This is a genomic window from Streptomyces sp. NPDC051364, assembly GCF_040682115.1.
Taxonomy (GTDB): Bacteria; Actinomycetota; Actinomycetes; order Streptomycetales; family Streptomycetaceae; genus Streptomyces.
Window position 1 is genome coordinate 289,427 of the sequence record NZ_JBFBAH010000001.1, and the last position, 23,492, is coordinate 312,918.

At 70.7% G+C, this 23,492-nt stretch carries 23 protein-coding genes, 3 tRNA genes and 1 pseudogene; 16 read left to right on the forward strand and 11 right to left on the reverse strand.

Annotated features, from left to right (window positions below; genetic code table 11):
* Position 1: 1 nt before the first annotated feature.
* From AB0M76_RS01400 to AB0M76_RS01415, 4 genes are all read left to right on the forward strand, one after another.
* Positions 2-655: a DUF3566 domain-containing protein gene (locus AB0M76_RS01400; protein WP_365950951.1), complete on the forward strand. Its 654-nt coding sequence runs from the start codon at positions 2-4 to the stop codon at positions 653-655.
* Between the two features lie 94 nt (positions 656-749).
* Positions 750-823, forward strand: a tRNA-Ile gene (locus tag AB0M76_RS01405).
* 145 nt (positions 824-968) lie between these two features.
* Positions 969-1,103, forward strand: a complete 135-nt coding sequence (locus tag AB0M76_RS01410) for a DLW-39 family protein (protein ID WP_208809277.1) — start codon at positions 969-971, stop codon at positions 1,101-1,103.
* Between the two features lie 122 nt (positions 1,104-1,225).
* Entirely contained in the window at positions 1,226-2,530 is a 1,305-nt protein-coding gene (locus AB0M76_RS01415) for a hypothetical protein (RefSeq protein ID WP_365950952.1), read from the forward strand.
* A gap of 177 nt (positions 2,531-2,707) precedes the next feature.
* Here AB0M76_RS01415 and AB0M76_RS01420 read toward each other — a convergent pair whose 3' ends face one another.
* Entirely contained in the window at positions 2,708-4,018 is a 1,311-nt protein-coding gene (locus AB0M76_RS01420; RefSeq protein WP_365950953.1) for a serine/threonine-protein kinase, read from the reverse strand.
* Between the two features lie 33 nt (positions 4,019-4,051).
* Positions 4,052-4,600 carry a DNA-binding protein gene (locus AB0M76_RS01425; RefSeq protein ID WP_365950954.1) on the reverse strand — a complete coding sequence of 183 codons (549 nt, stop codon included), beginning with the start codon at positions 4,598-4,600 and terminating at the stop codon, positions 4,052-4,054.
* A 164-nt stretch (positions 4,601-4,764) separates the two neighbouring features.
* On the opposite strand from AB0M76_RS01425, the gene AB0M76_RS01430 reads away from it, so the two are divergent.
* A tRNA-Ala gene (locus AB0M76_RS01430) sits at positions 4,765-4,837 on the forward strand.
* Between the two features lie 84 nt (positions 4,838-4,921).
* Here AB0M76_RS01430 and AB0M76_RS01435 read toward each other — a convergent pair.
* Positions 4,922-5,446: a GNAT family N-acetyltransferase gene (locus AB0M76_RS01435; protein WP_365950955.1), complete on the reverse strand. Its 525-nt coding sequence runs from the start codon at positions 5,444-5,446 to the stop codon at positions 4,922-4,924.
* A 160-nt stretch (positions 5,447-5,606) separates the two neighbouring features.
* On the opposite strand from AB0M76_RS01435, the gene AB0M76_RS01440 reads away from it, so the two are divergent.
* The gene (locus tag AB0M76_RS01440) at positions 5,607-6,053 is read left to right on the forward strand and encodes a LysM domain-containing protein (RefSeq protein WP_365950956.1); all 447 of its coding nucleotides are present in this window, start codon (positions 5,607-5,609) and stop codon (positions 6,051-6,053) included.
* Positions 6,054-6,111: 58 nt separating this feature from the next.
* Here AB0M76_RS01440 and AB0M76_RS01445 read toward each other — a convergent pair whose 3' ends face one another.
* Positions 6,112-6,804 carry a DUF5324 family protein gene (locus AB0M76_RS01445; RefSeq protein ID WP_365951370.1) on the reverse strand — a complete coding sequence of 231 codons (693 nt, stop codon included), beginning with the start codon at positions 6,802-6,804 and terminating at the stop codon, positions 6,112-6,114.
* A 175-nt stretch (positions 6,805-6,979) separates the two neighbouring features.
* On the opposite strand from AB0M76_RS01445, the gene AB0M76_RS01450 reads away from it, so the two are divergent.
* Positions 6,980-7,507, forward strand: coding sequence for a peptidylprolyl isomerase (locus AB0M76_RS01450; RefSeq protein WP_365951371.1), 528 nt, complete (start codon positions 6,980-6,982; stop codon positions 7,505-7,507).
* Between the two features lie 132 nt (positions 7,508-7,639).
* Positions 7,640-8,515 carry a rhomboid family intramembrane serine protease gene (locus AB0M76_RS01455; RefSeq protein ID WP_365950957.1) on the forward strand — a complete coding sequence of 292 codons (876 nt, stop codon included), beginning with the start codon at positions 7,640-7,642 and terminating at the stop codon, positions 8,513-8,515.
* A 142-nt stretch (positions 8,516-8,657) separates the two neighbouring features.
* Here the strand turns inward: AB0M76_RS01455 and crgA are convergent, their stop codons facing one another.
* Positions 8,658-8,912, reverse strand: a complete 255-nt coding sequence (gene crgA, locus AB0M76_RS01460) for a cell division protein CrgA (protein ID WP_365950958.1) — start codon at positions 8,910-8,912, stop codon at positions 8,658-8,660.
* Positions 8,913-9,003: 91 nt separating this feature from the next.
* Between crgA and AB0M76_RS01465 the strand changes: the two genes are divergently transcribed.
* The 6 genes and pseudogenes from AB0M76_RS01465 to AB0M76_RS01490 all read left to right on the forward strand — a co-directional run bounded on the left by AB0M76_RS01465 (position 9,004) and on the right by AB0M76_RS01490 (position 12,973).
* Entirely contained in the window at positions 9,004-9,792 is a 789-nt protein-coding gene (locus AB0M76_RS01465; protein WP_365950959.1) for a DUF881 domain-containing protein, read from the forward strand.
* On the forward strand, positions 9,764-10,531 hold the full coding sequence (locus AB0M76_RS01470; RefSeq protein WP_365950960.1) for a class E sortase: 768 nt from the start codon (positions 9,764-9,766) through the stop codon (positions 10,529-10,531). Before AB0M76_RS01465 ends, AB0M76_RS01470 begins: the two co-directional genes overlap by 29 nt.
* Before the next feature lie 91 nt (positions 10,532-10,622).
* Positions 10,623-10,799, forward strand: a complete 177-nt coding sequence (locus tag AB0M76_RS01475) for a hypothetical protein (protein WP_030292686.1) — start codon at positions 10,623-10,625, stop codon at positions 10,797-10,799.
* The gene (locus AB0M76_RS01480) at positions 10,796-11,434 is read left to right on the forward strand and encodes an aminodeoxychorismate/anthranilate synthase component II (RefSeq protein ID WP_365950961.1); all 639 of its coding nucleotides are present in this window, start codon (positions 10,796-10,798) and stop codon (positions 11,432-11,434) included. The genes AB0M76_RS01475 and AB0M76_RS01480 overlap by 4 nt, the downstream gene beginning before the upstream one ends.
* 122 nt (positions 11,435-11,556) lie before the next feature.
* Positions 11,557-12,240: pseudogene (locus AB0M76_RS01485) on the forward strand (class E sortase); the annotation flags it as partial.
* 13 nt (positions 12,241-12,253) lie between these two features.
* Positions 12,254-12,973, forward strand: a complete 720-nt coding sequence (locus tag AB0M76_RS01490; RefSeq protein ID WP_365950962.1) for a class E sortase — start codon at positions 12,254-12,256, stop codon at positions 12,971-12,973.
* 100 nt (positions 12,974-13,073) lie between these two features.
* Here the strand turns inward: AB0M76_RS01490 and pknB are convergent, their stop codons facing one another.
* From pknB to AB0M76_RS01520, 6 genes are all read right to left on the reverse strand, one after another.
* Complete coding sequence (pknB, locus tag AB0M76_RS01495; protein WP_365950963.1) at positions 13,074-15,104, reverse strand: Stk1 family PASTA domain-containing Ser/Thr kinase; 2,031 nt, start codon at positions 15,102-15,104, stop codon at positions 13,074-13,076.
* Between the two features lie 213 nt (positions 15,105-15,317).
* The gene (locus AB0M76_RS01500) at positions 15,318-16,787 is read right to left on the reverse strand and encodes a penicillin-binding protein 2 (protein ID WP_365950964.1); all 1,470 of its coding nucleotides are present in this window, start codon (positions 16,785-16,787) and stop codon (positions 15,318-15,320) included.
* Entirely contained in the window at positions 16,784-18,208 is a 1,425-nt protein-coding gene (locus AB0M76_RS01505; RefSeq protein WP_365950966.1) for an FtsW/RodA/SpoVE family cell cycle protein, read from the reverse strand. Before AB0M76_RS01505 ends, AB0M76_RS01500 begins: the two co-directional genes overlap by 4 nt.
* Before the next feature lie 34 nt (positions 18,209-18,242).
* Positions 18,243-19,703, reverse strand: coding sequence for a PP2C family serine/threonine-protein phosphatase (locus tag AB0M76_RS01510; protein ID WP_365950967.1), 1,461 nt, complete (start codon positions 19,701-19,703; stop codon positions 18,243-18,245).
* A gap of 141 nt (positions 19,704-19,844) precedes the next feature.
* Positions 19,845-20,351, reverse strand: coding sequence for an FHA domain-containing protein (locus AB0M76_RS01515; RefSeq protein ID WP_266627537.1), 507 nt, complete (start codon positions 20,349-20,351; stop codon positions 19,845-19,847).
* Positions 20,352-20,361: 10 nt separating this feature from the next.
* Entirely contained in the window at positions 20,362-21,177 is an 816-nt protein-coding gene (locus tag AB0M76_RS01520; RefSeq protein WP_365950968.1) for a DUF3662 and FHA domain-containing protein, read from the reverse strand.
* Positions 21,178-21,470: 293 nt separating this feature from the next.
* Here AB0M76_RS01520 and AB0M76_RS01525 point away from each other — a divergent pair.
* Together AB0M76_RS01525 and AB0M76_RS01530 are read left to right on the forward strand one after the other, a co-directional pair.
* Positions 21,471-21,553 (forward strand) — tRNA-Leu (locus tag AB0M76_RS01525).
* A 262-nt stretch (positions 21,554-21,815) separates the two neighbouring features.
* Positions 21,816-23,489: a histidine kinase gene (locus tag AB0M76_RS01530; RefSeq protein WP_365951372.1), complete on the forward strand. Its 1,674-nt coding sequence runs from the start codon at positions 21,816-21,818 to the stop codon at positions 23,487-23,489.
* The last annotated feature ends 3 nt before the right edge of the window (positions 23,490-23,492 follow it).

The following is a 23,492-nucleotide window of genomic DNA, read 5'->3' on the forward strand; positions in this document are numbered from 1 at the left end:
CGTGAGTGGAGCCACGGGCGCCGGACCGGCCAGGACTGGGGACGACGGTGCCCGTGGCCCCGCCGCGGACTCCCCCGGTGAGGGCGCGTCCGCCGAGGGCAGGGGGAGAACCGTGACGGACACCCGCAAGCCGAAGCAGGAGAAGGCCGCGGCCGGCCAGCAGCCGGAGCAGCCGTACCACCCGCCGCAGGCCTACGCGGCGCCCCCGGGCCCCGGCGCGCCGCGGGGTGCCGGGGACGCCGGTGCGCAGCGCAAGCCGCGTACGGGGGCCCGTACGACGCCCAGGACGCGCAAGGCGCGGCTGCGGGTGGCCAAGGCCGACCCGTGGTCGGTGATGAAGGTCAGCTTCCTGCTGTCGATCGCGCTGGGCGTCTGCACCATCGTGGCGTCGGTGGTGCTGTGGATGGTCATGGACGCCATGGGCGTCTTCTCGACCGTCGGCGGAACCATCAGCGAGGCGACCGGGTCGAACGAGAGCAACGGCTTCGACCTCCAGTCGTTCCTGTCGCTGCCGCGCGTTCTGATCTTCACGTCGGTCATCGCGGTGATCGACGTGGTGCTGGCGACGGCTCTGGCGACGCTCGGCGCGTTCATCTACAACCTGTCGGCGGGCTTCGTCGGCGGTGTGGAGCTCACGCTCGCCGAGGACGAGTGACCGCCGAATGACCTGCGGGGACGCCCCCGGGGAACGGATTTTGGCGTGACCGTGTCTGTGCGCTAATCTTCAGGAGTCAGCGCGCAGCGCGGATGGGGCTATAGCTCAGTTGGTTAGAGCGCATCCCTGATAAGGATGAGGCCACAGGTTCAAATCCTGTTAGCCCCACAGTGTCGAAGACCCCCAGGCCCATGGCCTGGGGGTCTTCGTCGTAGGGCCAGTTGAGGCCTTCCCAGGTCACCGAACGGTATCGGTGCGTGTGTATTGTTGGCCGTCAGAAGTCCCCAACGTCAACGAAAGACGAGGTCGCGCGGTGAAGAAGCTGCTCCTGGTCGCACTGGCCGCCATCGGCGGGCTCCTCGTGTACCGCCAGATCCAGGCGGACCGCGCCGAGCAGGACCTGTGGACGGAGGCAACTGACTCCGTGCCTTCCGGTTCCGGTGTGTGAGACCGAAAGCTGATCTCATGAAGCCCCGGCTGCCGCTGCGGCCGGGGCTTTGTGCTGTTCTGTGACAAAAAGTTACGTTATGCAAAGATTTGGCTTGCGCTAGCAAAATCGGGGTGGGCGTGATGGCTCGGGTACGGAAGACGGTGCTGGTGGGGGCGGCGGCCCTGGGGCTGGCCGTGGGCCTGCCGGGGGCGGTGCAGGCCGCCACGGCGCCCCCGCAGCCGCTGCCGGTGTACCAAGGCGCCCCGGGCGCCAAGAAGATCGAGGGCCAGGCCAACAGCGCGGACGCCCCGCTCGTGGCGGCCGGGCAGGTCTACACGGACACCGTGGCCCCGGGCGAGCGCGTCTACCGGCTCAACCTCGACGACGCCTCCAGCGTGTACTTCTCCGCGGTGCTCCAGCCCCCGCGCGGGGCCAAGGTCGGATACGGCGACCGCCTTGAGGTCGCGATCATGACCAAGGAGGGCGCGCGCTGCCCGAACAACCCGGGCCAGGCCGGCTTCGGCTACGACCCGGTCCCGCTGGGCGCGGCCGCCGTACGGCGGCTCGAGGAGGACGCCGAATGCCAGGGCGCCGGGGTCTACTTCGCCAAGGTCACCCGCACCGCCGCCAAGGACTCCGACCGGAGCGCGTGGCCGGTGGAACTCCTGCTCCAGCGCGAGCCCGGCCTCGCCACGGGCAGCACCCCCGCCACCGCGCCCAGCGTCTGGCCCTCGGCCTCGCCGACGCTGCCCGGCACCGAGCCGGTGGCGCGGACCGGCGGCACCGGCTTCAACGACGCCCGCGCCCTGGGCAGCGGGGTCTGGCGTGACGACCTGCGGCCCGGGCAGACCCGCTTCTACCGGGTACCGCTGGACTGGGGGCAGCAGTTGGGGCTCAGCGCCGAGCTGGCCGACGCCAGGATGACCAAGTCGTACGGGTCCGCCTCCAACGGGCTCAGCGTCTCGCTCTACAGCCCGTACCGGAGCCTGGTCACGGACAAGGACATCTCCTACAGCGGCAAGCAGGCGGGCGTCACCCTGCCGAAGGCGGCCCCGGTGGCGTACGAGAACCGCTTCTCGGACACCGGCGAGGCGGGCGGGGCCCGGGTGGCCGGCTGGTACTACATTGCCGTGACCCTGGGCGGGAAGGTCGCCGAGTTCACCGAGGACGCGAGCCCCGTGCCGCTGACCCTGCGCATGGACGTCACCGGCGGCCCGGCCAAGGCGCCCGCGTACAAGGAGAGCCTGACCGCCGCCGGATTCGGGGTCGGCGCCGACGACCTGGCCGCGGCCAAGGACGGGCTCACCGCCCCCGAGGCCACGGAGTCGGCCGGCAACCGCTCGGTGATGCGGGTGGTGGCCGGCGCGGGCTTCGGCACCGGGACGGCGCTGCTGCTCGTTCTCGGCGGGTGGATCCTGCTGGCCCGGCGGGGCAGGAGCGCGTAAGCGGTCTCGGGGAAGTGGGGCACGCCCCCGCGCAGCCCGGCACGGCACCTCGCCGCGTTGTCGCGGCACCCGAGTACGCCCGGTACGGGGGCGCCGCTCCGCCGTGCGATCCACCGCACCGCACGACGCGGAAACGCACCCCACTTCCCCGAGACCGCTTAGTACCCCCTGGGGCCCTCAGACCCCGGTCAGCGCCCAGACGCCCACGGCGAAGCAGAGCAGCGCGGCGACCAGGATCCCGACGGTGACCTTCGGCGGTGGCGGGGCGATGCCGCCGGGCCGGGCGGGCGGCGGGGCAGGGGCCGCCGGGTGCGGGACGGCCGGCGGCTCCGGCGGCGCGAGGTGGAAGCTGCCGGTGCCGGTCCCGTCGGCCGGGACCGCGTACGGGGAGGCCGCGTACGGGGAGGCCGCGTACGGTGAGGCCGCGTACGGGGAGGCGGGGGAAGCGGCGTACGGGGAGGCCTGGGCCGTCGCGACCGTGCCGCGGGGATCGGCACGGGTGGGTTCGGACCGCGCCGTCGCGGTCGTTGCCGCCGTCGGCGGGGCACCGGACGGCTGCACCGGCACTGCTGCCGCCGTGGGCGCCTCGGGGGTCACCGCAGCCGTGCTCTGGGGACCCTGGGGGCCGAAACCGGCGGGGAGCGGGCCCAGTTGGTCGAACACCTCCACCGGGTCCTCGTCCGGCGCGGGCGGCGGGAGCAGCTCCACGGCCTCGGCAAGGGCCTTGCGGGCCCCTGTGGCGGTCCGGAACCGGCTCTGGGGGTCCGGCTGCAGGAGGCTCGCGATGACGTCCCAGAGCGGCGCGGGGACGCCCTCGGGGGCGCCCGGGGTGCCATGGGCGAGGAAGTACTCCACCAGGGCCTGGGAATCGGGCTTGCGGCCCTGGAGGAGGTACAGGGCGACCAGCCCGACGGCGAAGAGGTCCGCGGGGAAGTCGGGTTCGGAGCCCAGCAGTTGTTCGGGGGCGAAATAACCTGGCGTGCCCACCACGTAGTTGGTCTCGGTGAGCCGGGGCTCGCCCTTGCGCATCGAGATGCCGAAGTCGGACAGCCGCAGGTGGGGCCGCCCGGTTCCCGTGGCCTCCATCAGGATGTTGGCCGGCTTGATGTCGCGGTGGACGACACCCTCCGCGTGCACCGCGGCCAGCCCCGACAGGAGCTGGTCGAGCAGCGTGCACACGAATCGGGGCGGCAGCGGCCCGTAGTCCCCGATCACGTGGCCCAGGGAACCGCCGGCGACGAGGTCCATCGTGAACAGGACCTTGTCGTCGTCCGCCGCCCAGCTGGCCGGGGCCAGCACGTGCGGGTGGTCGATGCGCAGCGCCTGCTCCCGTACGAACCGCAGCAGGGTGTGGGCGTCGCTCTGCTGGAGGACCTTGGCGGCGACGTACCGGCGGCGCCGGTGGTCCCAGGCCCGCCACACGGCGCCCACGCCGCCGCGGCCGATCGGATCGATCAGCTCGTACCGGCCGGCGAAGATCTCACCCATCGCTGCGCCCGTCCCCCGTACCCGTCCGTCGTGTCAGTTCTGGTGCGACTCGTAGTGGGCGACCGCGTCCGCGGTACGGCCCGCGCCGTAGACCCGGAGGAACTCTGCCAGTTCCGGATGGCTGGGGGCGAGGGCCTCGGCCGCATCGATGATGTCGCCGGCCGCGGAGACCGAGCGCAGCAGCGACTGGATCTCCCGGACGACGCGCTTGACGGTGGGCGCGCCGGAACCGGTCGTGGTCTGGCCGCTGTTGCTGAGGACGGAGCCTCCCTGGGTCTTCTTGATCTCGTCCATCCGGTCGGTGGCCTCGGCCGCGCTGACGCTTCCGTCCGCCACCTGGCCCGCGAGGTCCTGGAGCGCCTGGACGCGCTGGACGACGGCCGGGTTCCCGATCTTGGCCCGCTGGCCGCTCATCAGCTGGGAGAGCATGGGCGCGGACAGGCCAAGGACGGCAGCGAGGCGGGCCTGGTTCAAGCCGAGGTCATCTATGAGTCGGCGGAAGAGGGCGCCGAGCGGCTCCCCGTACCAACTGCGCTGAAGCTCCCGGGCTCTGGCCGTGGCCTCTTGCTGTACAGCGTCCACTCTTACTACTCCCCTACTTCGCTGGTGCGAACCTCGCGAGCATCTTACGGAGAGTGGTCGCAGGGCGGGAGTCCCTATCATTTTGCGAGATGCGGGGGTACACCCGGTACTCTGTTCTGCGGAACGGCCACTTCTTCGCGGGAGCGGGTCGCGTCCACCGTTTCGGGGCTTTAGCTCAGTTGGTAGAGCGCTGCCTTTGCAAGGCAGATGTCAGGAGTTCGAATCTCCTAAGCTCCACAGCATCAGAGGCCCCCTGGCCAGCGGAAACGCCGGTCAGGGGGCCTCTTCGTGCGTGGTGGGGCCGACCGCGCGCGGCCGCTGCTAGAGGTCGATCCAGTAGCGGCGCTTGGGGCCGATGAGCGTCTCCCGGACGTCCTCGAGGACGCCGCCGCCGCGCTCGATCGTGCGCACGGACCCCGCGTTGTCCGGGTCGCACGTCAGCAGGACCCGGTCCATTCCCATGATCCGGGCCTCGTGCAGGACCGCGCGCAGGGCCCAGCCGGCCAGGCCGCGGCGGCGGGCGGAGGGCCGCACGCCGTAGCCGATGTGGCCGCCGGCGTCGAGGAGGAACCCGTTCAGGTAGTGGCGCAGGTCGATGGCGCCCAGATAGGTGTCGTCCTCGGCGATCCACCAGTACGTGGCGTGGACGCGGCCCTGCTCGACCGGGAGTGTGCGGTCCCCGTACCCGCGCAGCCGCTCGGTCCAGGCGGCGAAGCCCTCGGCGCTGTCGACGTCGTCGTCGGAGCCGAGGCCGGCTCCGTCCATGTGGGCGTCGGGACCCCATTCCTCGCGGGCGGCGAGCCAGGAGGCGTGCAGCCGGGGGGAGGGGAAGATGAGCTCGGGCATCCGGGGACAGTAACAGCCCGGCAGCAGCCCGGCGGCCCGCCGGCGGGCGGGCCCGGTGTCCCCCGGTTGGCGCCGTCACAGGGCCGGGCGGCCGCTCCTGTCCGACAGTGGGGGAAGGCACCGAGCCAGGGGGCGACACCACCGCCGGAGGCGTACAGACATGGGACTCTTCGACTTCCTCAAGTCCGACAAGAAGAAACACGAGGCCGCCGAGAAGGCAGCGGCGGCCTCGTCCGCCGACTACGCGTCGAAGTACAGCGACGCCGTCTCGGCCACCAAGGCCGCCGCCGAGCGGATGGCCGCCGCGGCTCCGCCGAAGGCCGCACCGGTTCCGCCGAAGCCCGCCGCGGCGCCCCACTCGCCGTACACCCCGACCCCGTCGTCCGCCGCGCACAAGGCGGTTCCCGCGGCTCCGGCAGCGGGGCCCGCGCCGGCCGCCGCGCAGCTCATGTACACCGTGCGGGCGGGCGACTCGCTCTCCTCGATCGCCCGCCGGGAGCTGGGCAACGAGGCCCGCTGGCGCGAGCTCTACGCCATGAACAGGGGTGTCATCGGCTCCAACCCCGAACTGATCCGCCCGGGGCAGGTGCTCACCCTTCCCCGCTAGGCGGTCGGGCAGGCGAGAGGGCCCGGATCCACCGGATCCGGGCCCTCTCGCCTGCCGTCTACATCGGGTTCTCGTCCGCCGGGCCCGACCCGGCCTCGCGCTCCTTCGCCGCCAGCTCGTCGTCGAAGCTGGCCTGTTCACGGTCCCGGGACAGCTCCGTGGCCGCCGGCGGCTCGACGAGCCAGTCCGGGTTCGACTGCTGGTCCCACCAGCGCCACGCCATGTACGCGGCGCCGGCCACGACGCCGACCACCGCCACCCACTTGAACGCCCGGCCGGTGCAGGCCCGCCGCTCGTTGCGCCTGACCAGCTTCTGCACTTCCTTGGCCGACACCTGGCCGCGCAGCGCCGCCAGGGCCGCCGTCGACCGTGACGCGGCCTCTTCGGCCACCGGCTGGGCCGCCGCCAGCGCGCTCTCGAACCTCGGCTGCGTGTAGTCGGCCGCCTGCCGAGCCGCGCGGCGCGTGTGGTGCACGGCCATCGTCGCCGCCCGGTCCACGTTCGGGGGCACGTGCGTGCGGGCCGCCCTCATCCTCGGGTGCAGATGCTCGTCGTACGCCGTACGGGCCTGCCGGGCCGCCTCGGCGGTAGCGTACGAGACCTTCGGTGCCAGCCGCTCGTTCGCCTCGGTCGCGTAGTGCACGGCGGCTTCCCTGGCGGCTGCTGCGTACGGCGCCACCGCTTCCGCTGCGTGCCTCGCCGATTCCCTGGCGCTTTCGGCGGCCAGGTGCACGCTGTCCTTGCGGGTCACAGGATCCTCCTCCTCGGTGGCGGACACAGTTCACCTTTCCACCCTTTGTCGGATCATGCCTGCCATACCGCCGAGCGGCATGCGTGACAGGGCATACGGGTGGAGGATTTCTGTGCCGTGCAGCCCTCCGTGGGAGGATCTGGAACCGACAGTGATGACTATGGAAGGCAGATCCGTGGCCGAGAAGCTCTACGCCACCCTGAAGACCAACCACGGCGACATCGAGATCGAGCTGCTGGCGAACTTCGCCCCGAAGACGGTCAAGAACTTCGTGGAGCTGGCCACGGGCGCCCGCGAATGGACCCGCCCCACCGACGGCCAGAAGACCACCGATCCGCTGTACGACGGCACCGTCTTCCACCGCGTCATCAGCGGTTTCATGATCCAGGGCGGCGACCCGCTCGGCAACGGCACCGGCGGCCCGGGCTACCGGTTCGCCGACGAGTTCCACCCCGACCTGGCCTTCACCAAGCCGTACCTGCTCGCCATGGCCAACGCCGGTCCGGGCACCAACGGGTCCCAGTTCTTCATCACCGTCGCCCCCACCGCCTGGCTGACCCGCAAGCACACCATCTTCGGCGAGGTCACCGACAAGTCCAGCCAGAAGATCGTCGACGACATTGCCGGCCTGCGGACGAACCCGCGCACCGAGCGCCCCCTCGACGATGTGATCATCCAGTCCGTCGTCGTCGAGAAGCGCTGACCGCACGGCCTCGGCTGCCGCAGCGGCCCTGGCGGCCGCGCCCCGGGAACCTTTCCGCCCCGCCCGTCCGTACTGGATGTGTACCGGACCGGCGGGGTGCACCCCCTGCCCCGCCGCTGATCGAGGGGACCGATGGACACCGACCGTCTGCCGGGCTGCTACCGCCACCCGGACCGCGACACGGGGATCCGCTGCACGCGCTGCGAGCGGCCCATCTGCCCCGAGTGCATGATCAGCGCCTCGGTCGGCTTCCAGTGCCCCGAATGCGTCCGTGACGGCTCCGGCACCGGCCACGGCCCGGCCGCGAACGCGCCGCGCACCGTGGCGGGCGGGGTGGTGGCCACCGATCCCCACCTCGTCACCAAGATCCTCATCGGGATCAACGTCGCGCTGTTCCTGGTGGGCCAGCTCGCGCCGGCCGTCGTCGTCCAGCTGGAGCTGCTCGGGCGGTACGTCGAGTACTTCGGCGGCCCCGTCGAGGGCGTCTCCACCGGCCAGTACCACCGGCTGCTGACCTCGGTGTTCCTGCACGTGGAGTGGTGGCACATCGCGGGCAACATGCTGGCCCTGTGGGTGATCGGCGGCCCGCTGGAAGCGGCCCTGGGCCGGGCCCGCTACCTCGCCGTCTTCCTGGTGTCGGGCCTGGGCGGAAGCGCCCTCGTCTATCTGCTGACCGCCCCGAACACGCCGACCCTCGGCGCCTCCGGTGCCATCTTCGGCCTGCTCGGCGCCACCGTCGTCCTGGTGCGCCGGCTGCGCTACGAGATGCGGCCGGTGATCACCATGGTCGTGCTCATGCTGGTGCTGACCTTCGTGCCCTTCGGCGGCAGCCTGTCCGTGTCCTGGCAGGCCCACATCGGCGGCCTGGTGACCGGCCTGCTGGTCGGTCTGGGCATGGTGGGACCGGCCGCCGGCAGGAAGCGCACGCTCGTCCAGTGGGGGACCTGTGTGGCGGCATTCCTGCTGGCAGCGGCGGTGGTCCTGATCCGTACGGCCGAACTCACCTGATCACACCGGCGTCAACACTCCACAGGGTTATCCACAGATCTTCTGTCTTTTCCTCAGGTGTGGATGACGCTGTGGATAACTCATGGGGAGAGCTTGTCGGACCCGGTGCGCCTGTGCTTGCCGACGCTCGGACCGGGCCCGGCTACTTCCACTGCGTGGAGACGCCGAACCCCGCCGCGATGAAGCCGAAACCGACCACGATGTTCCAGTTGCCCAGTGCCTCGATCGGCAGCTGGGTCTCGGTCACGTAGAAGACGACGATCCACGCGAGACCGATCAGGAAGAACGCCAGCATGACCGGGGCGACCCAGCTGCGGTTGGTCAGCCTGATGGTCTGCGTCTGCTTCGCCGGCGGCGGCGTGTAGTCGTCCTTCTTGCGGATACGTGACTTCGGCACGAGGGGCTCTCCTGTCGATGCGCTGGGGACCTTGCCTGCCCCGGGCGTCCGTTAGCGTAGTGGACCTGTGGCGTTGAAGGAGAAGGGTACGTTGAGCAATTCCGACGACTCCTCCGTGGGTCCCCGTCGCCGGGCCAGACCGGTCCGGCTGCTGACGGCCGCCGTTTTCGCTCTGGCCGGCCTCATCTTCGTCACCAGCTTCAACACGTCCAAGGGTACGAACATCCGGACGGACGCCTCGCTCCTCAAGCTCTCGGACCTCATCCACGAGCGCAGCCAGAACAATGCGCTGCTCGAGCAGAGCACCGCGGCCGTCCGCAGCCGGGTGGACGCCCTCGCAGAGCGTGACGACGGCAGCACCAAGGCGGAGGACGCCAAACTGGCCGCCCTGCGTGTCGCCTCCGGCACCGAGCCGCTGTCCGGCAAGGGCCTCACGGTCACCCTGAACGACGCCCCGCCGAATGCCACGGCCCGCATCCCCAACGTGCCCGAGCCTCAGCCCAACGACCTGGTGATCCACCAGCAGGACCTCCAAGCCGTGGTGAACGCCCTGTGGCAGGGCGGCGCCCAGGGCATCCAGGTCATGGACCAGCGGCTGATCTCCACCAGCGCGGTGCGCTGCGTGGGCAACACGCTCATCCTCCAGGGCCGGGTCTACTCGCCCCCGTACAAGGTGACGGCGGTCGGCGACCCGGCCGCGCTGCGCAAGGCGCTCGCGTCCTCCCCGGCCCTGCAGAACTACCAGCTGTATGTGTCGGCGTACGGGCTCGGCTGGAAAGTGGACGAGCACAAGGAGCTGACACTTCCGGGGTACTCCGGCACAGTGGACCTCCACCATGCGAAGCCGCTGGATGCATCTTCCGCGACCAGTACGCCGTGACGTCGTACTGCGCCTGGTGGTGCGGACCTTCAGTGAGGTGTGCCTGACGGCGGGCACGCTGATCGTGCTCTTCGTCGCGTACGTCCTGCTGTGGACCGGGGTCAGGGCCGACCGGGCCATGGACGGGGAAATGGCCCGGATGCGCGACCGCTGGGCCTCGGCCGCCGCCCCCGCGGCCGCCGCACCCACCCCGGCCGTGAGCCCGCCCGCGAGCCCGGCCGCCCCGCAGCCCGCGCCATCCCGGCCCGCGCAGGACGGTCCCGGATACGCACCGGGCCAGGCCTTCGCCGAGATGTACATCCCGCGCTTCGGCCCGGACTGGAACAAGCCGGTCCTGGAGGGCACCGGTACGGAACTGCTGAAGAAGGGCCTCGGCCACTACGCGGGCACGGCCCGCCTCGGCGGCACCGGGAACTTCTCGGTGGCGGGCCACCGGCGGACCTACGGCGACCCCTTCAAGGACTTCCCCGAGCTGCGCCCCGGCGACGCCGTGATCCTCAAGGACGCGGCGGCCTGGTACACGTACACGGTCCGCAGCGAGCCGCTGCGCACGCTGCCCACCGACGTCGGGGTGGTCGACCCGGTGCCGCGCAGGTCGCCGTTCACGGGCCCCGGACGGTACCTGACGCTGACGACCTGCGATCCGGAATGGGGCCACAGCCACCGGCTGGTCGTGTGGGCGGAGCTGACCCAGACCCGGACGGTCGCCCAGGGCCGCCCGGAGGGTTTGCCGGGCTGACCCACCGGGCCGGGCCGCTGCCTTTAGTCTGTTTGCGTACCGCCCCCGCGGTGCGGTGGGTTGTTCGTGGACGGATAAGGAAACAGACGGCATGTACGGCTGGATCTGGCGGCATCTGCCGGGCAACGCGTGGATTCGCGCGCTGATCTCCCTCGTACTGGTCTTCGCGGTGGTCTTCGTGCTGTTCCAGTACGTCTTCCCGTGGGCCGAGCCGCTCCTCCCGTTCAACGACGTAACGGTGGACGAAGGATCGGGAGCCACTCCGTGAGCGCGCGCATTCTGGTTGTCGACAACTACGACAGCTTTGTCTTCAACCTGGTCCAGTACCTGTACCAGCTCGGCGCCGAGTGCGAGGTGCTGCGCAACGACGAGGTCGAGCTCGCCCACGCGCAGGACGGCTTCGACGGCGTGCTGCTGTCGCCCGGGCCGGGAACGCCGGAGCAGGCGGGCGTCTGCATCGACATGGTTCGCCACTGCGCCGATACCGGGGTCCCGGTCTTCGGCGTGTGCCTGGGCATGCAGTCCATGGCCGTGGCGTACGGCGGCGTCGTGGACCGGGCGCCCGAGCTGCTGCACGGGAAGACCTCGCCGGTGGTGCACGGGGGCCTCGGCGTTTTCGAGGGGCTGCCTTCGCCGTTCACCGCGACCCGCTACCACTCGCTCGCGGCCGAGCCGGGGACCCTGCCGGACGTGCTGGAGGTCACCGCGCGCACCGAGGACGGGATCATCATGGGGCTGCGGCACCGGGAGCACGACGTCGAGGGCGTGCAGTTCCACCCCGAGTCGGTGCTGACCGAGTGGGGCCACCGGATGCTCGCGAACTGGCTGGTGCGCTGCGGTGACGCGGGGGCCGTCGACCGCTCGGTGGGGCTGGCCCCGGTGGTGGGCAAGGCCGTCGCGTGACCGCGGTCGCGCCGTCCGCGCCCACGGAGGGCCGGGCCGCGCGGCGCAGGGCAGCTCAGGAGGCCGCGAAGCGCTCGCGGAGGCGGGGCGGACGGCGGCGCAGGCGGCCCGTGTCAGGCGGCCCGGTGGTCGTCGCGAGCCGGCTCGCCGGGGAGCTGTTCATCACGCTGGGCGTGGTGATGCTGCTGTTCGTCGCCTACCAGCTCTGGTACACGAACGTGCTGGCGGAGCGTACGGCGAACGGGGCGGCGGGCTCGCTGCGCCAGACCTGGGAGCGGGACCCGGGCGGGGCCGCCGCGCCGCCCGTCTCGGCGTTCGAGCCGGGGCAGGGGTTCGCGATCCTGTACATCCCGAAGCTGGACGTGAAGGTGCCGGTGGCGGAGGGGATCAGCAAGCCGAAGGTGCTCGACAAGGGGATGGTCGGGCACTACGCGGACGGCACGCTGAAGACGGCGATGCCGGCCGACCAGCAGGGCAATTTCGCACTGGCGGGCCACCGCAACACCCATGGCGAACCGTTCCGCTACATCAACCGCCTGGTGCCGGGCGACCCGGTCGTGGTCGAGACGCGGGACGCGTACTACACGTACGAGATCACCTCGGCACTGGCGCAGACACCGCCGACGAACGTGTCGGTGATCAAACCGGTGCCGGAGGGGTCGGGTTTCACCTCCCCGGGCCGGTACATCACGCTGACGACCTGCACCCCGGAGTTCACGAGCACCTACCGGATGATCGTATGGGGCAGGATGACCGGTGAACGCCCCCGCAGCCAGGGTGCTCCGCCCGCGCTGACCAGCCCGTAAGGACGAACAAGCAGTGTCACGTGCCGCACCGCCGCCCCATCAGAGCCGCAGTGTGCTCGCCGGGTTCCTGAGCCTGCTGGGCGAGTTCCTGATCACCGTGGGCCTGGTGCTGGGCCTGTTCGTCGCGTACTCGCTGTGGTGGACGAACGTCCTCGCGGACCGGCAGGCCTCGGCGCGCGGCGACGACGTCCGCCGGCAGTGGCAGAGCGCCCCGGGGGCGAACGCGCCCGCGGCGCCGGGGGCGCTGGACACCATGGACGGCATCGGCTTCCTGCACGTGCCGGCGATGAAGAACGGCGAGGTCCTGGTCAAGCGGGGCACGGCGCCGGACGTCCTCAACGACGGCGTGGCCGGGTACTACACCGACCCGGTCAAGGCGGCCCTGCCGTGGGAGCCGTCGGGGAACTTCTCGCTGGCGGCGCACCGGGACGGGCACGGGGCGAAGTTCCACAACATCGACGAGGTGAAGAACGGCGACGCGGTCGTCTTCGAGACGCGGGACACCTGGTACGTGTACAAGGTCTTCGCGGAGCTGCGCCAGACCTCGAAGTACAACGTGGACGTGATCTCGGCGGTCCCGAAGGAGTCGGGGCGGACGGCTCCGGGCCGTTTCATCACCCTGACGACCTGCACGCCGGTGTACACGTCGAAGTTCCGGTACGTCGTGTGGGGCGAGCTGGTGCGCACGGAGAAGGTGGACGCGAAGCGCACGCTCCCGGCGGAGCTGCGCTGACCCGGACCTGAGCCCACGCGGACACGGGAAAGCCCCTGTGAGCGGCTCTGAGGCCGCTCACAGGGGCTTTCGTGCGTCTCCGCGTGGAACGGGCCGTCGGCTAGCGCCGGCCGCCCGTCAGGCCGCCGAAGAACGTCCCGCCGTTGTTGTTGCCGCCGTCCTGCTGGCCGGCCACCGTCTGGACGTTGATGACCCGGCCCGCCTCGACGGGCGTGCCCGCCGGCGGATCGGTCTGCACGATGATCGCCTTGTCGTCCGTCGGACCCGCGATGACCTGGAGGCTCAGGCCCCGGCTCGCGAGGTCCGCCTTGGCCTGGGCGACGGTCTTGGTGATCAGCTGCGGGACCTGGGTGTTCTGGCCGGCCTTGGCGATCTGGACGTTGACCGTCGTGCCCACGGCGAGCTGCTCGCCCGCCTGGAACTGCTGCTGGACGATCGTCTTCGGCGGGGCACCGGGAGAGTCGACCTCTGTCACGCTGCCCAGCTTGAGCTTGGCGTCGTTCAGAGCCTTGACCGCTGCCTCCCTGGTCTTCCCGAGGAGGTCCGGCATCTCGGCCTTCGACTGCTCCTTGGCGACGGTCAGCGTGACGGTCGAGCCCTTCGCGGCCTTGCCGCCGCTCTTCGGGGTCTGGTCCAGGACGGTGCCGGCGGTCCGGTCGGACTCCTGGGTCTTCTTCTCGACCGCGAAGCCCTTGTCCTTGAGCGCCTTCTCCGCGTCCTCGAACTTCACGTTGAGGACGTCGGGCACGGCGACCTCCCCGGGGCCCGAGGAGACCTTGACCTTGACCGTGGAGCCCTTGGCGACCTTGGTGTCGGGCTCCGGGTTCTGCGAACAGATGTTGCCCTTGGGCTGGTTGTCGCAGGCCTCGTCGGCTTCCTTCTCGACCTTGAGGCCGACGTTGTCGCCGGTCTTCTGCGCCTGCTCGAGGGTCACGCCGATGAGCTTGGGCACGCTGGGCCGGTTGTCGGCGCCGCCGCTGAAGAGGGAGCGGCCGATGAGGATGGCGCCGACCAGGACGAGGATGCCGGCCGTGACCAGCAGGATCGTCGAGGCCTTGCTCTTCTTCTGCTGGCGGCGGCCGTGGCCGCCCTGGTCGTAGCCGCCCTGGCCCTGGTCCCCGTAGCCGTAGCCGCCCTCACCCGGGGGCATCGGCGGGAGCATGGAGGTCTGGCCGGAGTCGGCGGCGCGCAGGGCGGTGGTGGGCTGGTCGTAGCCCTGGTGTCCGTAGCCGTGGCCCTGGTCGGGGTAGCCGTACCCGGGGGCGCCCATGGCGGCGGCCGCGGCCACGGGCTGGCCCTCGAGGCAGGCCTCGATGTCGGCACGCATCTCGTCGGCGGACTGGTAGCGGTAGTCGGGGTCCTTGACCAGCGCCTTCAACACGATCGCGTCCATCTCGGGCGTGATCTCGGGGTCGAAGTTCGACGGCGGCTGGGGTTCCTCCCGTACGTGCTGGTACGCGACGGCGACCGGGGAGTCGCCGATGAACGGCGGCCGGACGCTGAGGAGTTCGTACAGCAGGCAGCCCGCGGAGTAGAGGTCGGAGCGTGCGTCGACCTGCTCGCCCTTGGCCTGCTCCGGGGAGAGGTACTGGGCGGTGCCGATGACGGCCGCGGTCTGCGTCATGGTCATGCCGGAGTCGCCCATGGCGCGGGCGATGCCGAAGTCCATGACCTTGACCTGGCCGGTGCGGGTGAGCATCACGTTGGCGGGCTTGATGTCGCGGTGGACGATGCCGGCGCGGTGCGAGTACTCGAGGGCCTGGAGGATGCCGATGGTCATTTCCAGGGTGCGCTCGGGCAGCAGCTTGCGGCCGGAGTGCAGGAGCTCACGCAGGGTGGAACCGTCGACGTACTCCATCACGATGTACGGGATGGAGATGTTGTCGACGTAGTCCTCGCCGGTGTCGTAGACGGCGACGATCGCCGGGTGGTTCAGCGACGCGGCCGACTGGGCCTCGCGCCGGAACCGGGCCTGGAAGGACGGGTCGCGGGCGAGATCGGCGCGCAAGGTCTTGACGGCGACGGTACGGCCGAGCCGGGTGTCGTGGGCGAGGTAGACCTCGGCCATGCCACCGCGGCCGAGCACGTGGCTCAGCTCGTACCGGCCGCCGAGGCGACGCGGCTCTTCCATAACGTTGCAGCCCTCTCCGTCAGTCCCGACCGCACCCGTGTGTGGTCCGGCGGTGTGCTGTTCGCGCAAAGGCTACCGGCCGATCGTCGGTGATCGGTTCGTGACCACAGGCTGATACCGGACCGGTACCGTACGCTCGGATCCGGGCGGGAACAGTGATGTGGATCACTCCAGTTCGGCCCTTGCGCCCCTGTCGGCCTTTGCGCTCCCCCGTCAGCCCTGGTTCTTCAGGACGGCTTCCATGACGGCCCTCGCGACCGGGGCGGCGAGGCCGCCACCGCTGATGTCCTCGCGGTCGGCCTCGCTGTCCTCGATGACGACGGCGACGGCGACCGGGGAGCCCTTGTCGGTCTTGGCGTAGGAGATGAACCAGGCGTAGGGGCGCTTGGCGTTCTTCTCGCCGTGCTGGGCGGTGCCGGTCTTGCCGCCGACGGTGACGCCCTTGATCTTGGCCTTGCCGCCGGTGCCGTTCTCGTTCTCGACGACGTTGACCATCATCTGCTGGAGCTTCTGCGCGTTGGCGGGGGAGAGCGGGCGGCTCATCTCCTGCGGTTCGTGCTTCTCGATGACGTCGAGGTTGGGGGCGGTGAGCTGGTCGACCATGTACGGCTTCATCAGCTTGCCGTCGTTGGCGACGGCCGCGGCGACCATCGCCATCTGGAGCGGGGTGGCGGCGGTGTTGTACTGGCCGATCGCGGAGAGCGAGTTGCTCGGCCGGTCCATGTTCTTGTCGTAGACGCTGGCGAACGCCCGGACCGGGGTGTCGATCTTGTCGTTGTTGAAGCCGAACTTCTGCGCGGTCTCCAGCATCTTGTCCTTCGTCACCTTGTCGGCGACGTTGGCGAAGACCGAGTTGCAGGACACCTGGAGCGCGAAGTTGAGGGGCGCCTTCTCGCAGCCCTTGGCGTGGTTGACCATCGGGGTCTTGGTCGTCGGCAGCAGGAACGGCTCGGGGGTGTCCGTCGGCGCGTTGATGTCGGTGACCACGCCGTGCTCCAGCGCGGCCGCGGCGGTGACGACCTTGAAGGTCGAGCCGGGCGGGTAGGTCTCGCGCAGGGCGCGGTTGACGAGCTTCTTCTCCGCGCTGTCCTTCAGCTCGACCCAGGCCTTCTCGTCGGTCTTGGAGTTGCCGGCGAAGCTGGACGGGTCGTACGACGGGGTGCTGACCAGGGCCAGGATGGCGCCGGTGCGCGGGTCGATCGCGGCGACGGCGCCCGTCCTGGTGCCGAGCTGGTCGAAGGCGGCCTGCTGGGCATCCGGCATCAGCGTGGTGACGACGTTGCCGCCGGCCTTCTTCTCGCCGGTGAACATGCCGATGGTGCGGTCGAAGAACAGCCGGTCGTCGTTGCCGGTGAGGATCTTGTCCTCCAGGGACTCCAGCTGGGTGGAGCCGAAGGCCTGGGAGGCGTAACCGGTTACCGGTGCCCAGAGCGCGCCATTGTTGTAGACCCGCTTGTACTTGTAGTCGCTGCCGTTGGTGGCGGTGGAGCCCGTGATGGCCTGGCCGCCCGCGACGATGATGTTGCCGCGCTGGGTGGCGTACTGGGCGATCTGGACCCGGCGGTTCTCCTTGCGGGTACTGAGTTCCTCGGCCTGGACGTACTGGAGCCAGTTGGTCCGGATCAGCAGGGCGAGGACGAGCAGCCCGCAGAAGATCGAGATGCGGCGCAGGGGCTTGTTCATGACGGGCGGACCACCTGGGTCATCTCGGAGTCGGGGGACGGCGCCGGGGCCGGGGCGGGGCGGCGTGCGGTGTCGCTGATCCGGATGAGGATCCCGATGAGGGCCCAGTTCGCGAGGACGGACGAACCGCCGGACGCGAGGAAGGGCATGGTCATGCCGGTCAGGGGGATGAGGCCCATGACGCCGCCGGCGACCACGAAGATCTGCAGGGCGAAGGCGCCGGAAAGGCCGATGGCGAAGAGCTTGCCGAAGGGGTCGCGGGCGGCGAGGGCGGTGCGCACGCCGCGCTCGATGATCAGGCCGTAGAGCAGGAGGAAGGCCATGACGCCCGCGAGGCCGAGCTCCTCGCCGACCGTGGAGAAGATGAAGTCGGAGTTGGCGGCGAATCCGATGAGGTCGGAGTTGCCCTGGCCCCAGCCGGTGCCGAGGACCCCGCCGGAGCCGAAGCTCATGATCGACTGGCCGACCTGCTCGCACGCGCCCGACTTGGAGTAGCAGGCGAAGGGGTCGAGCCAGGCGGTGACACGGACCTTGACGTGGCTGGCGGTCGCGCCGACGACGGCGGCGCCGGCCACGCTCATGACCAGGCCGATGACGATCCAGCTGGTGCGCTCGGTGGCCACGTACAGCATGATCACGAACATGCCGAAGAAGAGCAGGGAGGTGCCGAGGTCGTTCTCGAAGACGAGGACGAGCAGGCTTACCGCCCAGATCATCAGGATGGGGCCGAGGTCGCGGCCGCGCGGCAGGTAGAGGCCCATGAAGCGGCGGCTGGCCAGGGCGAGCGCATCGCGCTTCACCATCAGGTAGCCGGCGAAGAAGATCGCGATGACGATCTTCGCGAACTCACCGGGCTGGATGGAGAAGCCGCCCACGCTGATCCAGATCTTCGCGCCGAAGACGTCGGCGCCGAGGCCCGGGACGACCGGGAGGATCAGCAGGACCAGCGAGGCGGCCATGGAGATGTACGTGAAGCGCTGCAGGGTGCGGTGGTCCTTGAGCAGCAGCAGTACGCCGGCGAACAGGGCGATGGCCACCGCGGTGTACATCATCTGGCGGGGGGCCGACTCGGAGAAGTGGCCGAAGCTGCGCTTGGCCAGGTTCTGCAGCCGCTCGGACTGGTCGAGCCGCCAGATCAGGACGCAGCCGAGCCCGTTGAGCAGTGTCGCGATCGGCAGCAGCAGCGGGTCCGCGTACTTCGCGTAGCGGCGCACCACGAGGTGCGCGATGCCGGCGAGGACGGCGAGGCCGCCCCCGTACGCGACCATGCCGGGAGGCAGCTCGCCGTGGATCGCCAGGCCCACGTTGGCGTAGGCGAAGATCGGGATGACCACGGCGAAAACGAGCAGCAGGAGCTCGGTGTTCCGCCGGCTCGGCAGCTCGATGGCGCCGATGGTGGTCGTGTTGGTGACAACGCTCATGGTGTGGCAGGCCCCCTGTGCCCGCGGGTGTCTACTACTGCTTGCCGCAGAGGCCGACCAGCGACTGCTCCGTGGGAGTCAGGCTGGGGCCGGGTGCTGGTGGGTTCTGCGCTTCCGCGGCGCGGCGGTCCTCGTCCTTCTTGCAGGCGGTGACCTGGGCGCCGAGTTCGTCGATCTTCTGACGGGCGCCGTCGAGGCTGGTCTCGGTGATGGTGGCCTCGACCAGCTTGCGCTTGAAGGGCGGAAGGTACTTCAGTTCGATGTCGGTGTGGTCGGTCTCCACCTTGGAGAGCTCCAGCGGGCCGAGGTTCTGGCTGATGCCGCGGAACAGCGCGACGTGCTCGCCCTTGACGCCGATGTAGAACTGGGTCTGGGTCCAGCGGTGGGCGGCGTAGAGGCCGCCTCCGACGACACCCGCGACGATCAGCAGGATCAGGGTGCGGGTGGTCCACTTGCGCCCTTTGCTGCGGCGCCGGCGGGGGTGGTCGTACGTGTCGTCGTAGCGGGAGTCGTCGTCGTACGGGTCGGGTTCGCCGAAGCTGCCGTACGCGCCGCCGCCCTGGCTCTGGTCGGGGTATCCGTAGCCGGGGGCCTCGCCGCTGCCGGGGGGCCCGAAGGCACCGGCCGGCGGGGGGGCCTGGCGGCCCAGGCCGGAGGCGCGGCCCGCCGGGGTCTGCATGGCGTTGCCGTCGAAGAGCTGGTGCTGGTTCTCGGCGACCGCGCCGACGATGACCGGGGTGTCGTTCAGCTGGGCGGCGAGGGTGTCGCCGCTGTCGGTGTCGAGGACGTCCGCGACGATGCAGGTGATGTTGTCCGGTCCGCCGCCGCGCAGGGCGAGCTGGATCAGCGCCTGCACGGTCTCGTGGGGGCCGTGGTAGCCGGCGAGCGTCTCTTCCAGGGTCTGGTGCGAGACGACGCCGGACAGGCCGTCGGAGCAGATGAGGTAGCGGTCGCCGGTGCGGACCTCGCGGATCGAGAGGTCGGGCTCGACGGTGTCACCGCTGCCGAGCGCCCGCATGAGGAGCGAGCGCTGCGGGTGGGTGGTGGCTTCCTCTTCGGTGATGCGGCCCTCGTCGACGAGGCGCTGCACCCAGGTGTGGTCCTGGGTGATCTGCGTGAGGACGCCGTCGCGGAGCAGGTAGGCGCGGGAGTCGCCGACGTGGACGAGTCCGAGGCGCTGACCGGTCCACAGGAGCGCGGTCAGGGTGGTGCCCATGCCCTCGAGCTGGGCGTCCTCCTCGACCATGACGCGCAGCTGGTCGTTCGCGCGCTGCACGGCAGTGGCGAGCGAAGTGAGGATGTCGGAGCCCGGGACGTCGTCGTCGAGCTGCACGAGGGAGGAGATCACCTCGGAGCTCGCGACCTCGCCGGCGGCCTGGCCGCCCATGCCGTCGGCGACGGCGAGGAGACGGGGCCCGGCATAGCCGGAGTCCTCGTTGCCCTCGCGGATCATGCCCTTGTGGGATCCGGCGGCGAACCGCAGGGACAGACTCATGCGCACCTGCCCAGTCGATTCCTCCGGGTACAACCGGTCTCGAGCCACACTGCCCACCCTCCGGTCGGGAGCGCGCTCGGGTCCGGGTCCTGGATGGGCCGGACTGCCGCGGCTCGCTCGCTCCGCTCGCTCATTCTCGTACTACTTCCGCAGCTCGATGACGGTCTTGCCGATGCGGATCGGGGCGCCCGGCGGAATGGGCGTCGGGGTGGTCAGCCGGGTCCGGTCGAGATACGTGCCGTTGGTGGACCCGAGATCCTCGACGATCCACTGGCCGTCACGGTCGGGGTAGATCCTGGCATGGCGGCTGGACGCGTAGTCGTCGTCCAGCACGATCGTGGAGTCATGTGCCCGGCCGAGCGTGATCGTCTGGCCCGCCAGGGCAACGGTGGTGCCCGTGAGGGTGCCCTCCGAGACGACGAGCTTGGTAGGCGCTCCGCGGCGCTGGCGCTGCTGCGGCGGCGCGGCGGTCTGCCGGCCTCCGGCCTGCGCCGGCGCTCCGGACGCGGCGCTGCCGCGGCGCGAGCCGCGCTGCGTGACGCGCGTACCGAAGAGGTCGCTGCGGATGACCTGGACGGCCACGATGACGAACAGCCACAGAACGGCCAGGAAACCCAACCGCATGACCGTCAGGGTCAGCTCTGACATTGCCCCCGCTTCACCCTTCGGCTTGCCGGTAAATGATGGTGGTGCTGCCCACGACGATCCGCGAGCCGTCGCGGAGCGTAGCGCGGGTGGTGTGCTGCCCGTCCACCACGATGCCGTTGGTGGACCCGAGATCCTGGATCGTCGAGGGCGTTCCGGTCCGGATCTCACAGTGCCGGCGCGAGACGCCGGGGTCGTCGATCCGCACGTCGGCTTCGGTGCTTCGGCCGAGTACGAGCGTGGGGCGCGAGATCTGGTGGCGGGTGCCGTTGATCTCGATCCAGTGGCGCCGGGTGGCGCCCCCGGTCGGTACGGGGGCCGGCCCGCCGGCGCCCGGCCGGCGCGCGGCCGGACCGCCCGGGGGCGGTCCTGCCGGCATCGGCGGTGCGGCGACCGGAGGGTAGCCGTAGCCGCCCTGCTGGTTCGGGGGGGCCGCCGGCTGCGCCTGGGAGGTGCTGGAGGCGAGCGTACGGCTGCGGACCCGGTAGAGCCCGGTGTCGAGGTCGTCGGCCTTCTCCAGCTGGACCTTGATCGGGCCCATGAAGCTGTAGCGCTGCTGCTTGGCGTAGTCGCGGACGAGGCCCGCGAGCTCGTCGCCGAGCTGCCCGGAGTAGGGGCTCAGGCGTTCGTAGTCGCCGACGCTGAGCTCGACGATGAAGTCGTTGGGGACAACGGTCCGCTCGCGGTTCCAGATCGTCGCGTTGTTGTCGCACTCGCGCTGGAGCGCCCCGGCGATCTCGACGGGCTGGACCTCGGACTTGAACACCTTGGCGAAGGTGCCGTTCACCAGACCTTCGAGTCGCTGCTCGAACCGCTTCAGGACTCCCATGGGGCACCTCCTCCGTCGTTGTCGCCCTGTACTGCTTACTGATCGTATCCACGCGTGGCGGATTCGGCTGGTTCCCCCTGGGTCCCATGCGCAGGAGTGTTGGTCCTCACAAGGGATCGTAGGGGTGCTCAGGGGACAGTGTCCCGCACCGGACGTGCGGTGCGGGAGGGGCATTCGGAGCCGGGTCGTCGGGGGCGGGGAAAGCGATGTGAATCCACCCCGTCCCACGTGCTAATGTTTCGACGTCGCCAGGGGAACGGACCGAAAAGGGAAGATCCACTGGGGAGCTGCTCGGGCGAGTGGCGGAACGGCAGACGCGCTGGCTTCAGGTGCCAGTGTCCTTCGGGACGTGGGGGTTCAAATCCCCCCTCGCCCACATCGACGAAACGGTCGTCATCGCGAAAGCGATGGCGGCCGTTTCGCTTTTCCCGTGCCCTGGTGGGGTGTTGATCTCGAGCGGGTCGTCCTTGCCGACCGCCGGCGGGCCGATTCCGGGCCATGTGCCGGGAGTTGGGGGTCGTGACCGGAACGGCCGCGGTGTCGGCCGTACGACTTTCGTCACGCAGGGCGCGACGAAAGAGGGCGGCCGGGCGGGAGTGCGGGTGTCTAGGGTCGGTCGCGTGGATGCGACGGCGAGGATGCGGGCGGGCTGGGACTGGCTGACGGGCCCCGAGCCGTGGACCCGGCGGATGCTGGCGGGTGACCTGGTGATCGCCGGGCTGATCGTGCTGCTCGGCCTGGGGGTCGAGGAGCTCGACAACGGCAGCGTGCAGCGGATGATCGGCAGCGCCGCGGCTGTGGTGCTGCTCACGCTGCTGCGGCGCCGCCTGCCGGCGGCGACCCTGGTCGCGGCGGCGGCGGTGTCCCCGTTCCTGCCCGGCTCGTTCCTGGTCATGATCCTGCTGGGCTGGTCGGCGGGGCGCCGGATCGTCGGGGTGGGGCGGGCGCTGACCGCATTCACGCTGGCTTTCCTCGCCTCGGTCGGCTTCGGGGTGCTTCAGGCGTGGTCCGACAAGCGGCCCGTCCTGGTGATCGTCTTCTCCACGCTGATGTTCCTCGCGATGACGGTGATGCCGGGTCTGGCCAGCCGCTACTGGTCGCAGCGCCGGACCCTGCTGCAGGCGCTCCAGGAGCGCAACGGGCAGCTGATGCGGGAGCGCGCGATGGTCGCCGGGCAGGCCCGGCTGCGCGAGCGCCAGCGGATCGCCCAGGACATGCACGACAGCCTGGGCCACCAGCTGGCACTGATCTCCGTGCACACCGGCGCCCTGGAGGTGGATCCGCAGCTCACCGACCGCCAGCGCGAGACCGTGGGGGTGCTGCGGCAGGCCTCGGTCGCGGCGATGCACGAGCTGCGCGAGGTGGTCGGGATCATGCGGGACGGGGTCGAGGCGCCGGTGCCCGTCGAGGAGGCCCACCGCGCGGCGCGCGGGGTGGCCGGGATCGCCGGGATCGTGGAGGCGGCGCGGAGCGCGGGGACCGACGTACGGATGACCTCGGCGGGGCGGCCGAGGCCGCTGGTCGCGGCGTGCGACCACGCGGCGTACCGGATCGTGCAGGAGGCGCTGACCAACGCGTACAAGCACGCTCCGGGGGCGCCGATCTCGGTGGAACTGCGGTACGAGGACGACTCGCTGGTGGTGGAGATCGCCAACGGGCCCGCGGCCGGGCCGGGCACGGGCGAGGTGGTGTCGGGCGGGCAGGGGCTGACGGGGCTGCGCGAACGGGCCCGGCTGGTCGGCGGGATGGTGCACGCGGGCACGAGCGACGGCGGCGGGTTCCGGGTGGCCGGGGTGCTGCCGTACGGGACGGAGCCGGCGGGCGTGGAGGACATCGCCGACGACTTCGGGCAGCAGGCACAGGCACAGGCGCAGGCTCTGGGGCTCGCGGGTGCGCCGCCGATGGACTGGGCGGCGGTGGACCGGGAGCTGGCCGTACGGAGCCGCAGCCGGACCGGGGGCATCGCGATGGGCTGCGGGATCGCCTTCGCGGCGGTGGTGCTGCTGGTGATCGTGCTCGGGGCCGGGGTGGTGCTGCTGTTGGGCACGGCGGGCAGCGCGATGATCAGCCGGGACGACTACGACAGGGTGCAGGTGGGCGAGCCGGAGGAGGCGGTCCGCAGCCGGCTCCCCGACGGTGAGAGCTTCCTCACCGACGGCTTGGACCGGAAGGGACCGGAGAGGCCGGAGGGCGCTCAGTGTCTGGCACTGCTGTCGTCGGACGACTCGGGACTGTCCACCGATACCGTTTTCCGGTTCTGCTTCAAGGACGGCAAGCTCGTCGACAAGCAGGCGTACGAGGTCGAGCAGTAGGAG